Source organism: Afipia sp. DC4300-2b1 (genome assembly GCF_049895725.1).
Lineage (GTDB): Bacteria > Pseudomonadota > Alphaproteobacteria > Rhizobiales > Xanthobacteraceae > Afipia > Afipia broomeae.
In genome coordinates this window covers 130,107-144,712 of record NZ_JAFCSX010000006.1, presented here as the reverse complement: position 1 = coordinate 144,712, position 14,606 = coordinate 130,107, and the positions used below count along the sequence as shown (strand labels likewise).

At 61.9% G+C, this 14,606-nt stretch carries 14 protein-coding genes; 7 read left to right on the top strand and 7 right to left on the bottom strand.

Features of this window, described 5'->3' with window-relative positions:
* Positions 1–86: 86 nt before the first annotated feature.
* The 6 genes from ACP7AL_RS23150 to ACP7AL_RS23125 all read right to left on the bottom strand — a co-directional run bounded on the left by ACP7AL_RS23150 (position 87) and on the right by ACP7AL_RS23125 (position 7,227).
* The gene (locus ACP7AL_RS23150) at positions 87–1,814 is read right to left on the bottom strand and encodes an AMP-binding protein (protein ID WP_425994668.1); all 1,728 of its coding nucleotides are present in this window, start codon (positions 1,812–1,814) and stop codon (positions 87–89) included.
* Between the two features lie 9 nt (positions 1,815–1,823).
* On the bottom strand, positions 1,824–2,708 hold the full coding sequence (mmsB, locus tag ACP7AL_RS23145; RefSeq protein ID WP_024921324.1) for a 3-hydroxyisobutyrate dehydrogenase: 885 nt from the start codon (positions 2,706–2,708) through the stop codon (positions 1,824–1,826).
* Between the two features lie 33 nt (positions 2,709–2,741).
* Complete coding sequence (locus tag ACP7AL_RS23140) at positions 2,742–3,830, bottom strand: enoyl-CoA hydratase/isomerase family protein (RefSeq protein ID WP_425994666.1); 1,089 nt, start codon at positions 3,828–3,830, stop codon at positions 2,742–2,744.
* Positions 3,827–4,972, bottom strand: coding sequence for an isobutyryl-CoA dehydrogenase (locus ACP7AL_RS23135; protein ID WP_425994664.1), 1,146 nt, complete (start codon positions 4,970–4,972; stop codon positions 3,827–3,829). Before ACP7AL_RS23135 ends, ACP7AL_RS23140 begins: the two co-directional genes overlap by 4 nt.
* A gap of 20 nt (positions 4,973–4,992) precedes the next feature.
* A complete protein-coding gene (locus ACP7AL_RS23130; RefSeq protein ID WP_425994662.1) occupies positions 4,993–6,489 on the bottom strand; it encodes a CoA-acylating methylmalonate-semialdehyde dehydrogenase in 1,497 nt (498 codons plus the stop codon).
* 111 nt (positions 6,490–6,600) lie between these two features.
* Positions 6,601–7,227 carry a TetR/AcrR family transcriptional regulator gene (locus ACP7AL_RS23125; protein ID WP_006020192.1) on the bottom strand — a complete coding sequence of 209 codons (627 nt, stop codon included), beginning with the start codon at positions 7,225–7,227 and terminating at the stop codon, positions 6,601–6,603.
* A 166-nt stretch (positions 7,228–7,393) separates the two neighbouring features.
* Between ACP7AL_RS23125 and ACP7AL_RS23120 the strand changes: the two genes are divergently transcribed.
* From ACP7AL_RS23120 to fabF, 3 genes are all read left to right on the top strand, one after another.
* A complete protein-coding gene (locus ACP7AL_RS23120; protein WP_024921320.1) occupies positions 7,394–8,164 on the top strand; it encodes an enoyl-CoA hydratase in 771 nt (256 codons plus the stop codon).
* A 185-nt stretch (positions 8,165–8,349) separates the two neighbouring features.
* Positions 8,350–9,543 (top strand): acetyl-CoA C-acyltransferase, encoded by a 1,194-nt coding sequence (locus ACP7AL_RS23115; protein WP_006020190.1) that lies wholly within the window; start codon positions 8,350–8,352, stop codon positions 9,541–9,543.
* Positions 9,544–9,673: 130 nt separating this feature from the next.
* Positions 9,674–10,936: a beta-ketoacyl-ACP synthase II gene (fabF, locus tag ACP7AL_RS23110; RefSeq protein WP_024921319.1), complete on the top strand. Its 1,263-nt coding sequence runs from the start codon at positions 9,674–9,676 to the stop codon at positions 10,934–10,936.
* A 21-nt stretch (positions 10,937–10,957) separates the two neighbouring features.
* On the opposite strand, the gene ACP7AL_RS23105 is transcribed toward fabF, so the two are convergent.
* On the bottom strand, positions 10,958–11,467 hold the full coding sequence (locus ACP7AL_RS23105; RefSeq protein WP_425994659.1) for a winged helix-turn-helix transcriptional regulator: 510 nt from the start codon (positions 11,465–11,467) through the stop codon (positions 10,958–10,960).
* A gap of 105 nt (positions 11,468–11,572) precedes the next feature.
* On the opposite strand from ACP7AL_RS23105, the gene ACP7AL_RS23100 reads away from it, so the two are divergent.
* The 4 genes from ACP7AL_RS23100 (at position 11,573) to ACP7AL_RS23085 (ending at position 14,599) form a co-directional block, all read left to right on the top strand.
* The gene (locus ACP7AL_RS23100) at positions 11,573–12,550 is read left to right on the top strand and encodes a zinc-dependent alcohol dehydrogenase family protein (protein ID WP_425994657.1); all 978 of its coding nucleotides are present in this window, start codon (positions 11,573–11,575) and stop codon (positions 12,548–12,550) included.
* Positions 12,551–12,667: 117 nt separating this feature from the next.
* Entirely contained in the window at positions 12,668–13,531 is an 864-nt protein-coding gene (locus ACP7AL_RS23095) for a class I SAM-dependent methyltransferase (RefSeq protein WP_425994655.1), read from the top strand.
* An 80-nt stretch (positions 13,532–13,611) separates the two neighbouring features.
* Positions 13,612–13,875 (top strand): DUF6496 domain-containing protein, encoded by a 264-nt coding sequence (locus ACP7AL_RS23090; protein ID WP_425994653.1) that lies wholly within the window; start codon positions 13,612–13,614, stop codon positions 13,873–13,875.
* 151 nt (positions 13,876–14,026) lie between these two features.
* Entirely contained in the window at positions 14,027–14,599 is a 573-nt protein-coding gene (locus ACP7AL_RS23085; protein WP_006020184.1) for a DUF4189 domain-containing protein, read from the top strand.
* Positions 14,600–14,606 lie beyond the last annotated feature (7 nt).

Sequence of the window (14,606 nt, the reverse complement as noted above, 5' to 3'; positions counted from 1 at the left end):
GCGGCATTCGCTCTCGCTGAGGGCGACCATGAACGCCGTTTCAAACAAGTTATGAGATGGAGCCGGGACGGAAAGCCGCCCGGGCGTTATCGGGCCGCGCTCTGACCGCTCTGCAATTCCGGAAAATCCTCCTCCCGGAATTCCTGGCCGCGCAAAGCATCCTTGCGGTCGTTGTCATGCTCGAGGCGGCGCAGTTGCACGCGGCGAATCTTGCCCGAGATCGTTTTCGGCAACTCCGTCACCAGTTCGATACGGCGGATGCGTTTAAATGGCGCCAGCCGCGAATGAACATACTGGAAGATCGACAGGGCAGTGTCGCGGGACATCGCAGTACCGGACACCACAGAGACGTAAGCCTTCGGAAGCGCAAGACGGATCGGATCCGGCGTTGGCACCACCGCGGCCTCGGCAACCAGGTCATGTTCCAGCAGCACACTTTCAAGTTCGAACGGGCTGATGCGGTAATCGGAGGACTTGAACACATCGTCGGAGCGGCCGACGAAGGTCAGGTATCCGTCGTCGTCGAGAAACACCACATCGCCGGTCTGATAGACCTCGCCATCTGCACCTTTCGGTTTGCCGTCCTCGCCCTGATAGCCAAGCATCAGCCCCGCCGGACGATTGGCGCCGAGCACAAGGCAGACCTCGCCTTCCTTCGCCGGATTGCCGTCAGCGTCCGCGACACGCACCGTATATCCCGGCATCGGCCGGCCCATCGATCCGATCTTCACCGGCTGCCCCGGCGAATTGCCGGCAAGCGCGGTGGTCTCGGTCTGGCCATAACCGTCTCGGATCGTGAGGCCCCACGCCGCCTTGACCTGATCGATGACTTCTGGATTGAGCGGCTCGCCAGCGCCGCAAACCTCGCGCACCGAGACCTTGTAGTCCGCCAGCCGCTCCTGAATGAACAGCCGCCACACCGTCGGCGGCGCACACAACGTGGTCACACCGCAGCGGGCAACCGTTGCGAGCAACCCTTTCGCATCGAAGCGCGGTTGATTGACGATAAAGATGGTCGCGCCGGCATTCCACGGCGAGAAGAAACAGCTCCACGCATGCTTGGCCCAACCCGGCGATGAAATGTTGAGGTGGATGTCGCCCGGCTGAAGGCCGAGCCAGTACATCGTGGATAGCGATCCCACCGGATAGCTGCTGTGGCTATGAAGCACGAGCTTCGGCTTGGCGGTGGTGCCCGAGGTGAAATAGAGCAGCATCGGATCGTTCGCGCCCGTCGCACCCTCCGGCGTGAACGTCTCCGTATAGTTCGCCGCGTCTTCGAACTTGCGCCAGCCCTCATGGTCGGCTGTCGCCGCGACAACAATCTTGGTGAAATCCGCGCCGCCAAGCCCTTCGAATTTCGCCACTTGATCCTGCGTGGCAACAACGGCCTTTGCCTTGCCGCGATCAAGCCGATCACGCAGTTCATCCGCTGTCAGCAATGTGGTCGCGGGGATGACGATGACACCCAGCTTCATCGCAGCCAGCATGGTCTCCCACAGCGGGACCACGTTGCCGAGCAACAGCAGCAGGTGGTCGCCGCGCTTCAGGCCGAGATCACGCAGAAAGTTCGCGGTCTGATTTGAGCGGCGCGACAGTTCCGCGAACGACAGTTTCGTCTCGGTGCTGCTCGCCGCATCGACGATCCAGAGTGCCGTGCGGTCCCGGCTCTCGGGACTGGACGCCAGCCCGGCATCGAACCAGTCGAGCGCCCAATTGAACTGCTTCTCATCCGGCCAGCGGAAATCCGCAACGGCCTTGTCGTAATCGGTGCGATGTTTGAGCAGGAAAGCGCGCGCGTCCTGGAATGTCGTCATCAAGGAATCCTATTTCGCCAGTCCACGCACATGCTTGATGATGCCGGAAAAGTCCACGCCGCCATGGCCGGCCTTCTCGAACGCATCATAAATACTTTCGGCATGCGCGCCGAGCGGCGTCGCAGCTCCCGCGGCCTTCGCAGCCTCCTGCGACAAACGCAGGTCCTTCAGCATCAGCGCCGCGGCAAAGCCCGGCTTGTAATCGTTGTTTGCGGGCGAAGCCGGAACCGGCCCCGGCACGGGGCAATAGGACGTCAGCGACCAGCACTGGCCCGACGACGTCGAAGCCACATCGAACAACGCCTGATGCGACAGGCCGAGCTTCTCGCCGAGCGCAAACGCCTCTGAAACGCCGATCATCGAGATGCCGAGGATCATGTTGTTGCAGATCTTGGCCGCCTGCCCTGCACCGGCCTCGCCGCAATGGACGACCTTCTTGCCCATGTTCTCAAGGACAGGCTTTGCGGCCGCGAAAGCAGCAGCGGTCCCGCCGCACATGAACGTCAGTGTCGCGCCCTTTGCACCTCCGGTGCCGCCGGACACCGGCGCGTCGATCGATGGCAGGTTGTGTTCTGTTGCATGAGCGTGCGCCAGCCGCGCGCTTTCCACATCGATGGTCGAGCAGTCGATCATCAGTGTGTTCTTGCCGACTGATGGAATGATCTCTTTCCAAACGCCCAGCACATGCTTGCCCGCGGGCAGCATGGTGATGACGATCTGCGCGTCCTTGACGGCCTCACCGGCGCTGGCGGCGATGCCGACGCCGTCCGCTTTCGCCGCATCTCTGGATGCCTGCGCGAGATCGAAGCCCTGCACCTTGTGCCCGGCCTTGACGAGGTTGGCCGCCATGGGTCCGCCCATGTTGCCGAGACCGATGAATGCAATGTTTGCCATTTCCTGCCCTCGTTATTGCTGCTTTGGAACCAGTCAGTCCGGAAAGACCAGCTTATACTTTCTATTCGGCGCGAAATACTTCCCGACAATCTCCGGCGTCACATCCTCGATCCGCGAAGGCGACCATTTCGGATTGCGATCCTTGTCAATGATCGCGGCGCGGACGCCCTCCACGAATTCCGCGCTGGTGAAGACCGCCAGCGCAGAATTGTACTCACGGATCAGACACTCCTTGAGCGATTTGGAATTTCGCGCGCGGCGAAGCAGTTCCAGCGTCACCTTGAGCGCTGTCGGGGATTTCTCCGAAAGCGCCTTGAGCGCCGCGAGCGCGAAATCCGAGCCGTCGCCTTTCAACGCGGTTACGATCTCTTCGACTGTGTCGTGAGCGAACGCGCGATCGATCAGGTCACGGTGCTTCGCGATGGGAGCCTGACCGTCCTGAATGCCAAAACGCGCCAGAATTACGCGAACATCGTTATCTTTTGCCTGCAATGGAGCATTGGTTAGTGCATCCCGAAGCGCAGGCCACTCATTCGTGGCAATCAGCACATCCGCGGCGCCGGCATACACCGCATCGGCACCGCTCATCGTCTGGCCCGTCAGCGCGAAATAGGTTCCGATCTCGCCAGGGGCGCGGGACAGCAGCCAGGTTCCGCCGACATCCGGGAAGAAGCCGAGACCGACCTCGGGCATCGCCATTTTGGTCTTTTCAGTCACGATCCGATGCGCGCTGTGCGCCGAGAGACCGACGCCGCCGCCCATGACGAGACCATCCATGTAGGCGACATAGGGCTTCGGAAAATCGGGAATGCGCGCATTCAGGATGTATTCCTCGCGCCAGAACACCGGCCCGAGATCGCCGCCCGCTTTCGCACTTTCATAAAGGCCCCGAATGTCGCCGCCTGCGCAAAGGCCGCGCTCGCCTGCACCTTCGAGCAATACCAGAGATACACCGGGGTCCGTCTCGAACGCATCAAGCGCGGTGACAATCTCGCGCGTCATCTCAAGCGTCAGTGCATTGATCGTCTTGGGACGATTGAGCCGGATAATTCCCGCCGCGCCCTCGCGGCAAATGATCACGTCTTTCTCGGGCGTTTCCGTCATCGCCGCGTGCGCGCTCATCGCGCGCCCTCGACCAGCTTGCGGGCGACAATCACGCGCATGATTTCATTGGTTCCTTCGAGAATTTGGTGCACACGCAGATCCCTGACGATCTTCTCGATTCCATATTCCGCCAGATAGCCATAACCGCCGTGCAATTGCAGCGCCTGATTGGCAATCTCGAAACCGGCATCGGTCCCGAAGCGCTTGGCCATGGCACAGAGCATGGTCGCATCGGGGTCCTTGCGATCGAGCGCCGCCGCGGCCCGCCACAGGAACGTCCGCGCGGCTTCCAGTTCGGTCGCCATATCGGCGAGCCGAAACTGCAAGGCCTGGAATTCATCGAGGCGCTGGCCGAAGGCTCTGCGCTCTTTCGTGTAGGCGAGCGACTTGTCGAGCGCCGATTGCGCGCCGCCGAGCGAACACGCCGCAATGTTGAGACGTCCGCCATCAAGACCAGCCATTGCGACCTTGAAGCCGATACCCTCCTCGCCAAGGCGATTTGCGACCGGCACGCGGGCGTTCTCGAAAATCACCGCACGGGTCGGCTGCGCGTTCCAGCCCATCTTGCGCTCGTTCGCGCCGAACGAGACACCCGGCGTGTCGCGATCGATCACCAGTGTGGAAACGCCACGTGCGCCTTCACCGCCGGTGCGAACCATCGCGACGTAGATATCGCTGGTTCCAGCGCCGGAAATGAACTGCTTCTGTCCGTTGAGAACGTAGTGATCGCCGTCACGCACCGCGCGGGTCGAAAGCGCGGCGGCATCCGAGCCTGCGCCCGGCTCGGTCAGAGCGTAGCTCGCGATCAGTTCCATGGAGCACAGACGCGGCAGCCATTTCTGACGCTGCGTGTCCGAGCCATAGGCATCGATCATCCACGATGCCATGTTGTGGATCGAAATGAATGACGACACCGTCGGGCACCCGGTCGCGAGCGCCTCGAAGATCAGCGCCGCGTCGAACCGCGTCAGCGCCGAGCCTCCCACATCGTCACGGATATAGATGCCGCCCATGCCGAGCGCTGCCGCCTCGCGCATCACGTCGACGGGAAAAAACTTTTCCTCGTCCCACTTTTGCGCGAAGGGAGCGATTTTCTCGGCGGCAAACTCGCGCGCCATGTCGCGAACCGCGATTTGATCCTCGGTCAGGGCGAATTGCATGGCGCGCTCGCTTGCTGGATTTAGTTCATCGTTGGGATGGTGAACTCAGCGCCGTCCTTGACGCCGGATGGCCAGCGCGAGGTGACGGTCTTGGTCTTGGTGTAGAAGCGGATCGAGTCCGGTCCGTGCTGGTTGAGATCGCCGAACCCGGACTTCTTCCAGCCGCCGAACGTGTAGTAGGCAATCGGCACCGGGATCGGCACGTTGATGCCCACCATGCCGACATTGACCTTGGCCGCGAAGTCGCGCGCCGCGTCGCCGTCGCGGGTGAAGATCGCAACGCCGTTGCCGTAGTCGTGATCCGACGGCAGCGCCAGCGCCTCGCTGTAGTCGTGGGCGCGCACCACCGACAGAACGGGGCCGAAGATTTCTTCCTTGTAGATCCGCATATCCTTCGTGACGTTGTCGAACAGACAGCCGCCCATGTAGAAGCCCTTCTCGTAGCCCTGCATCTTGAAGCCGCGGCCATCGACCGCAAGCTTGGCGCCTTCCTGGATACCGATCTCGACGTAATCCTTGACGCGATCCAGCGCAGCTTTGGTCACCAGCGGGCCGAAGTCGGCGCTTGGATCGGTCGAAGGACCGATCTTCAGGCTCTCGACCCGCGGGATCAGCTTCTCCATCAGCCGGTCCGCGGTGGTCTTGCCCACCGGCACCGCCACCGAGATCGCCATGCAGCGTTCGCCCGCTGAACCGTAGCCTGCGCCGATCAGCGCATCGACGGTCTGGTCCATGTCGGCATCCGGCATGATGATGGCGTGGTTCTTGGCGCCGCCGAAGCACTGCGCCCGCTTGTTGGTCTGCGCGGCACGCTCATAGATATACTGCGCGATCGGCGAGGAGCCGACGAAGCCGACGGCCTTGATGTCCGGATCGTCGAGGATCGCGTCCACCGCTTCCTTGTCGCCGTTGACCACATTGAGAATGCCGGCGGGCAGTCCCGCCTCCATCATCAGCGCCGCCAGCGCCATCGGCACCCCCGGATCGCGCTCCGAGGGTTTCAGGATGAAGGCGTTGCCGCAGGCGATCGCCGGGGCGAATTTCCACATCGGGATCATTGCCGGGAAGTTGAACGGGGTGATGCCGGCCACCACGCCGAGCGCCTGGCGCATCGAATAGATGTCGATGCCGGGGCCGGCGCCTTCGGTGTACTCGCCCTTCATCAGGTGCGGAATGCCGCAGGCGAACTCCACCACTTCCAGCCCGCGCTGGATGTCGCCCTTTGCGTCGGGCACCGTCTTGCCGTGCTCGCGCGCCAGAAGTTCCGCCAGCTTGTCGTAGTCGCGCTGCACCAGTTCGAGGAACTTCATCATTACCCGCGCGCGGCGCTGCGGGTTGGTGTTGGCCCACGCTTCCTGCGCGGCCTTCGCATTCTCGACCGCAGAGCGGACTTCCGCCTTGGTCGCCAGCGCAACCTGCGCCTGCACCTCGCCCGTCATCGGCTCGAACACGTCCGCAAAACGCCCCGACGTGCCCTTGACCTCGCGCCCTCCAATAAAATGACCGATCGTGCGCATGCGTATCCTCCAAAAGCGTGTGTTTGGAGGCTTTTAGCATCGCGAATACGGGGTTAGGAACCGGGTTCTGCGCACAGCACGGTGGCGCGCAATGCAAAGAGACCGGGTAGCTCAGTTCTCGGTTTTCGCCGCTTTGGGCTTCTTCGCGCCCGGTTTCGCTGCATTCTCGGATCGCAGGGCCGCCTGGCGACCAGCGCTGAGGATTTCGTCGGAGAACTCACTCGTACCCGCGGCACGCGCCAGAATCATCGCCCCCATCATGGTCGAGATGACGCCGATGGCTTCGCGGCGGGCTGTCTTCGGCGGCAGTTCCGGCAATTGCTCGACCACCATCGAAATCATGTCTTCGACTTTGCTGGCAAAAGCCTTGCGTGTCTTGGGATTGGCACGAGATACCTCCGTGCCGAGCGACGGCAACGCGCAACCGTTGCCAACGTCGTCGCGATGCTCGGCTGTAAGATAGCCATTCACGATCGCAGCGAGACGGCTGCCGTCGGTCTCCCGCTCCGCGCGCTTGCGCCACCGCCCGGTGGTCTGCTGCATCGCATACGCAAAAGCTTCACTGATCAGGGCGTCGCGAGACGGAAAGTGAGCGTAGAACCCGCCGTGGGTGAGACCGGATTCCTTCATCAGTTCCGCAACACCGAGGCTCGCGGCCCCACGCTCGCGCAGCCTCACGGACGCGTTCTTCACAATCCGGGCGTGGGTCTCAGCCTTGTGATCTTTCGAATAGCGCATCGTCGCCTCATCAAATGTCCCGGATCATATAATAACACATTCCTGAGCCAGAAGCGCTCATTTCGCACTGTAAAATAGCTGCCATGCGCGGATTTGACGGCAGGAAGGAGATCGCGCACCATTCGCATCTACCCGCTGCACTGCGCAAATGTCAGGCTCCCCAAAAATGCAAACAATCAATGACCACTGCACCGTCGCACGCGGCGACAACGGCATCGCACAATTGACAATCTGCAATGCGGGTCCGCTGAACATCATGAACTCGGCCGTCATTCGCAGCGTTCGCGAGGGACTCGAGCTTCTCGCCACAGACACCAGCATCCGCGTGCTGGTGGTGCGAGGCTCCGGCGAGAAAAGCATGATCGGCGGAGCGGACATCAAGGAGATGGCCACGCTCGATCAGGCCTCGGCTGAAAAGTTCATCACCGGCCTGCGGGACCTGTGCGAAGCGGTTCGGCAATTTCCCGCACCGGTCATCGCGCGTTTGCGTGGATTTTGCCTCGGCGGCGGACTCGAATTTGCCGCAGCGTGCGATCTGCGCATCGCTTCGCAGGACGCAAAGTTCGCCATGCCCGAGGTCAAGGTCGGCATCCCCTCCGTCATCCATGCGGCATTGCTGCCGCGATTGATCGGCTGGGGACGCGCGCGCTGGCTGATCCTGACTGCGGCGACCATCGATGCGCCGACGGCACTCAACTGGGGCCTGGTCGATCAGGTCGTGGCCGAGACCGATCTCGACGCAGCGATCGCAGCAACAGCCTCAGCGATTGCGGAATGCGGACCGGAAGCCATGCGAAGCCAGAAGGCTTTGCTGAAACAGTGGGAGGAACTCCCCCTCACCGAATCCGTCAATCTGAGTGTCGGTGTCTTCGGAAAGTCGTTCCTCACCGGCGAACCCCAGCGCCACATGCAGGCCTTTCTCGACAGACGAAAATAATTCATCCGTCGCACGAAAATATCTCATGCCTGTGGCATGCCACGGCATGTTTTAAACGTCGGGCTGCTTGTCCGCATATGATTCATGCTTTTATTGTCATCACGCGGATTGCTATTTCCGCATCTTTTCATATGATGCATGTCATCTAACACGGCGCTGCTCCGTGCGCGAACCAGGAGAGTTGCATGTCTACGTCCGATCCCGTTGTCATCGTATCCGCTGTCCGCACTCCCCTTGGCCGCTTTCAGGGCGACCTGTCTTCGTTCAGCGCGCACAATCTTGGCTCACACGCCATCGGCGCGGCGCTCGAGCGCGCAAAACTTTCACCCGAGCGAATCGACGAAGTTTTCATGGGCTGCGTTCTGCCCGCCGGACAAGGGCAGGCCCCCGCCCGCCAGGCGGCACGCGGCGCAAAGCTGCCTGATGCCACCGGAGCCACCACCGTCAACAAGGTGTGCGGTTCGGGCATGAAGGCCACCATGCTCGCCCACGACATCATCAGCGCAGGCTCCGCAGACATCGTGATCTCCGGCGGCATGGAGAGCATGACCAATGCACCGTATCTGCTTCAAAAGGCGCGTGGCGGTTATCGCGTCGGCCACGACCGCATCATCGACCACATGATGATGGATGGTCTTGAGGACGCCTACGAGACCGGCCGCTCGATGGGCGATTTCGGCGAAGCCGCCGCGGAAGCCTATCAGTTCAGCCGCAAGGATCAGGACGAATATGCAATGGAGACGCTGACCCGCGCACGCAATGCCGTCGAGAGCGGAGCGTTCAAGAAGGAGATCGCGCCTATCTCCGTGAAAGAGAAAGCCGGCGTTCGCGTCGTCGAGAACGACGAACATCCGTTGAAGGTCGATCCGGCTAAAATTCCGAATCTGAAACCGGCATTCCGCCCCAACGGCACCATTACGCCAGCGGCCTCCTCGGCCAATGCCGACGGCGCAGCAGCGCTGGTTCTGACGCGCCGCTCGATCGCCGAGAAGGAAGGCCTGCCGATCCTTGCCGAGATCAAGGGCCATTCGACTCACAGCCAGGCACCCGACTGGTTCACCACCGCTCCTATTCCGGCGATCCGCAAGCTCCTCGAAAAGATCGGCTGGACCGCAAGCGACGTCGATCTCTACGAGATCAATGAAGCCTTCGCCGTGGTGCCGATGGCGGCCGCACGCGATCTGGGAATTCCGCGCGACAAGCTCAACGTCAATGGCGGCGCATGCGCGCTCGGCCATCCCATCGGCGCAACCGGTGCACGGCTGATCGTGACCCTGCTGCATGCGATGGAAAAGAACAACGTCAAGCGCGGCATCGCTTCGCTGTGCATTGGCGGCGGCGAAGCGACCGCCATCGCAGTCGAGCGCAAGCTCAACTGATCGCGCGCCGCGCAAACTTGTAGTGCATCGGCTGGATTTCCGCCGGTGCCATGTGCCGCACACCCGACAAGCGGGCTGCGTTGTTCCTGTGCAAGCAACCTGTGGTGAGATCGTGAAACGAAACAGCGCGATACGACGCATCGTCGTCACTGGAATGGGTGCAGTGTCCCCGCTTGGCGCCGGCGTAGAGGCCAACTGGTCGCGGCTGATTGCCGGGCAGTCCGGCATCCGCGCACTGTCCGATAATGTCGCGGCTGACCTGCCGGTGAAAGCCTGCGGCATCGTCCCCGACATCGTCGAAGATCCGGAATTCGGATTCGATCCTGATCGCGCAATCCCGAAGAAAGATCAGAAGAAGATGGACCGCTTCATCCAGTTCGCCATGATGGCGGCGGACGAAGCGATCGCACAGGCCGGATGGAAGCCGGAAGATGCGCGGTCCCGCGAGCGCACCGCGACCATTATTGGCTCAGGGGTCGGCGGATTTCCCGCCATTGTCGATGCGGTCCGCACCGCCGACGAACGCGGCGTGCGCCGCCTCTCGCCGTTCACCGTGCCGTCATTCCTGGTGAATCTCGCGGCGGGACAGGTTTCCATCAAGCATGGCTTCAAGGGAGCACTTGGTGCACCCGTGACCGCATGCGCAGCCGGCGTTCAAGCCATCGGCGATGCCGCCCGCCTTCTTCTTGCGGGTGAAGCGGATGTCGCAATCGCCGGCGGCGCGGAAGCCTGTATCGATCGCGTCAGCCTCGGCGGCTTCGCCGCCGCACGCGCGCTCTCGACCAATTTCAACGACGATCCGCAGCGCGCATCGCGCCCATTCGACCGCGACCGCGACGGCTTCGTGATGGGCGAAGGCGCGGGTATCCTAGTCATCGAAACACTCGACCACGCGCTGAGCCGCGGGGCAACGCCGATCGCCGAACTCGTCGGCTACGGCACCACGTCCGACGCCTATCACATGACCGCCGGTCCGGAAGACGGGGACGGCGCGCGGCGTTCGATCGAGATTGCCCTTCGGCAAGCAGGGATTTCGCCGATCGAGGTTCAGCATCTCAACGCGCATGCGACCTCGACACCTGTCGGCGACAACGGCGAGCTCGCGGCGATCAAAGCCGTATTCGGGACCGAAGGCCGGGTCGCGGTCTCCTCCACGAAATCTGCAACGGGTCACCTGCTCGGTGCAGCCGGCGGCCTCGAGGCGATCTTCTCGGTGCTGGCGCTGCGCGATCAGATCGCTCCCGCGACCCTCAATCTCGATCATCCGGATGCCGCAGCTGAAGGTGTCGATCTCGTTCGTGGCGCCGCACGGCCGATGGCCATGGAGCACGTACTGTCGAATGGATTCGGCTTCGGCGGCGTCAACGCAAGCGTTCTGTTCCGCGCCTGGTAAGGCGCGACCTGACGCGGAAAGCTAAACTGGCTTGCGTGTCAGCCGCTTGTTCTTCGCGGTGAGATAGTCTCGCGTCACCGGCGTCGCACCGCGCCCGGGCTTGTACATCAGTTCGTCCGAAGAAACAGTGCGTCCTGATGTGGAGCGCAAGACCAGTGGTGCAACCGCCGACTCGCTGACGCGGTCGAACGCGACGGCCGGTTCGTTGCCGCGCCCCGACACCCAGCGGTCGCCCCATTGCATGATGGCCATCAGCGCGACCTGAAGTTCCTTCGCCTTTACTGTCGGAACGTATTCAAAGCGCGTTCCGCGCTTGCCGACATCCATCTGGGTTAGCATTCCCTCTTCCACGAGGTGCCGGAGCCGATCCGTGAGCGTATTCCTTGCAATGCCAAGACCGCTCGTAAATCCTTCGAATGTGCGGACGCCCGCCAGCGCATCCCGCAGGATCAAAAGCGACCACGCGTCGCCGAGCACGGCGAGCGAACGGGCGATCGAGCAGTTCAACCGGCTGAAAGAAGGCTCTCGCATACCAGTCATTTCCTTCATTTAGTTGTTAATCGAGACTAGTTGCAATATCGGACTATTTATAACATTTCGCACCGGGCCGCCAAGCGGCGATCATGGGAGGTCATCATGCACAACGTTCAGATCAACGCTTTCGGCAAGCCATGGGAAGTTGTCGAGACTGTCAGCCTCCCCGATCCCGGAGCACCGGGTGCCGGCGAAATCGTCGTCGACATGGAATTTTCTCCGATCAACCCGTCCGATCTCGTGCTGATGCGTGGGATGTATGGCGTGAAACCGAACTTGCCGGCACCGGTTGGCGCCGAAGGCGTCGCCCGCGTCGCCAAGATCGGCTCCGGCGTGACCGGAATCAAGGAAGGCGATCGTGTTCTGTTTCCGCGGGGCGCGTCGACCTGGCTCACACGCGCCAAGGTCAAGGCCGACGGTCTCTTTGCATTGCCGGCGAACGCAGACCCGCAGCAGCTTTCGATGCTGATGGTCAATCCGCCGACGGCGTATCTCATGCTGACCGAGTATGTCGCCCTCAAGAAAGGTGACTGGGTGATCCAGAGCGCGGGAAATTCGGCCGTCGGACGCGCCGTCATCGCCATCGCAAAGAAGATGGGCATTCATACCGTCAGCGTCGTACGCCGCCCCGAACTGATTGAAGAACTCAAGAAGCTTGGCGCCGATGTGGTGCTGGTCGAGGGTCCGGATCTGGCCAAGCGTGTCAGGGAAGCGACCGACAAGGCCAAGATCATGCTCGCGCTCGACAGCGTCGGCGGACCTGGCCTGATGCCGCTGAACGATTGTCTCGCCAATGGCGGCACGCTTGTCGCCTACGGCGTGATGAGCGGCGGACCCGGCCCCTTCTTCACGGCTCCGAATATTTTCCGCGACCTGACGCTCAAGGGATTCTGGCTGTTGAACTGGTTTAACAAAAACTCGCCGGAACGCGCTTTGGAGGTTCAGAAGCAGGTGGCGAGCTGGATCGCGGATGGAACAATCTACACACCGGTGGAGGCAACCTACCCCCTCAGTGAGTCCAAGGCCGCGATTTCCCACGCCGCCAAAGGCGCGGGCAAAATCCTGTTCAAGGGCGGCTGAGAAATCGCTTCAAAACCGGAAGCGAACGTTCATCGGCGCTTCGATGATGCATGGGTGGGCTTCCCTGTTCAGGGCAGCCAGACTGGCCTAGAACAATCCGCATCATCGGAGCGCCCCATGACCCAACCTGCTATCGACCACCGCAATGCCGATCAGATCGCCTACTGGAATGGTCCAGGTGGCCGGCACTGGACCGACCGGCAGCAGCTCCAGGACGTTGTGCTTGCGCCGGTCTCCAAAATCCTGATCGAACGTGCGACCGTCAAGGCTGGCGAAGCCATCATCGACGTCGGTTGCGGCTGCGGTGCCACCTCCTTTGATCTCCTGAAACAGGTAGGAGCCACCGGCCGCGTGACCGGTATCGACATTTCCGAGCCGATGCTGGGCCGGGCCCGAGAGCTTGCGCCGGCGAATGCGCCGGTCGAGTTCGTGCTGGCGGACGCCACAGTGTATCCTTTTGCGCCGGAAAGCGCGGACATGCTGTTCTCCCGCTTCGGCGTGATGTTCTTTGCACAGCCCACGGACTCTTTTGCAAACATGCGCAAAGCTTTGCGGCCGGGCGGTCGCCTCGCCTTCGCCTGCTGGCGGACACCGCGCGACAATCCATGGATGATGCTCGGCCTGCAGGAGGCTTACAAATTCGTGCCGAAACTTCCCGAGGTGAAGCCGGACGATCCGGGCCCGTTCTCGTTCGCGAGCGAGGAACGGGTCCGCGGCATCCTTGGCGACGCAGGTTTCTCGGATATCAAAATGGAGCGAGCCGATCTGTCGCTCGACATCGCGACAGGCCGCGGCCTCGAAGCGGCCATCGAGACTGTCCTTGCGATCGGTCCCGCCAGTCGCGCGCTCGACAACCAGCCGCCGGACAAGATCGAAGCGGCCACGCAGGCGATTCGCACAATGCTTGCCGCGCACCAGAAGGGCGACACGGTCCCTCTCGGCGGCTCGATCTGGATCGTTACCGCGGCGAACAGCCGCTAGTCCCTGGCAATCCGAATTCCCTGCCCGCATGGGCCGCGTGTTGCTGCGGGAACATAACATCGTTCTCGGCGCTTATTCGTATGCAGCAATCCATTGCGGAGACAACGATGGCGCGGAAATACTCGAAAGGTGCAGCAAAGAAAGTCGCGCGTGCGATGCACAAGCGAAAGAAGGGTACGCTAAAGAGCGGCGGATCCGGCAAAACGGTCAAGAGCCGGAAGCAAGCCATCGCGATCGGCCTTTCCGAAGCCCGCAAGGAAGGAAAGAAGGTGCCGGCAAAGAAGTCTGCGTCAAAAGCCCGGAAAACAAAGAAGGCAAAAAAGACGAAGCGGTCGACGTCATAACGCGCAGGTCAAATCCTCCAGCACCGCGGACATTAAGTTTGTCGCGTAATGCCGATGGCAAATGTGGTTTTCCACTGGCCCCAGCCTGCCCGCTCGACAAGGCCAAGGCGGACTTTTAGTCTGCGCGCCGAATCCGGGGACAGGCTGAACGATGCTACCGAAGATCTGTCGTGCGCTGGCGCTTGCAGTTGCCTTGTTGGTGCAACCAGGCGCGGCGACGGCACAGGCGGACACCAGCGTTGAGATCACCTTCTGGAACTCGGTGAAAGACTCAAAAAATCCCGCTGAAATCTCAGCCTACCTCGATAAATATCCGAATGGCACATTCGCCGCCCTTGCCAGGATACGGCTGGACGCCCTGAGACAGAAAGCCAACCAGCCTCCCGGCGAACAATGGGCCGCCATCGGGTTTGCCGCGCGCGGCGCCTGGGGCGCCGTGTGGCAGAAGGCAACGCGGGATGAGGCCGAGGCGCGCGCGCTGACCCTGTGCGTCAACAACGGCGGGCGCGGTTGCAAGGTCTCATCCACGACCAAATGCGGCGCGATGTCGTTCTACACCACACGTATCCGCCGGACCCGTTACTGGGGCGCTTTCACAGCCGAAGGCCCTACGCTCGGTCAAGCCATCGATGCTGCGGCAGCGCGCTGCCGCAAGGAAGGCCGCAGCCCGTCGGATTGCAACATCCGGGTTTCGTTCTGCGCGGATGGAAGCCACAAGAGCTGATTGCCCG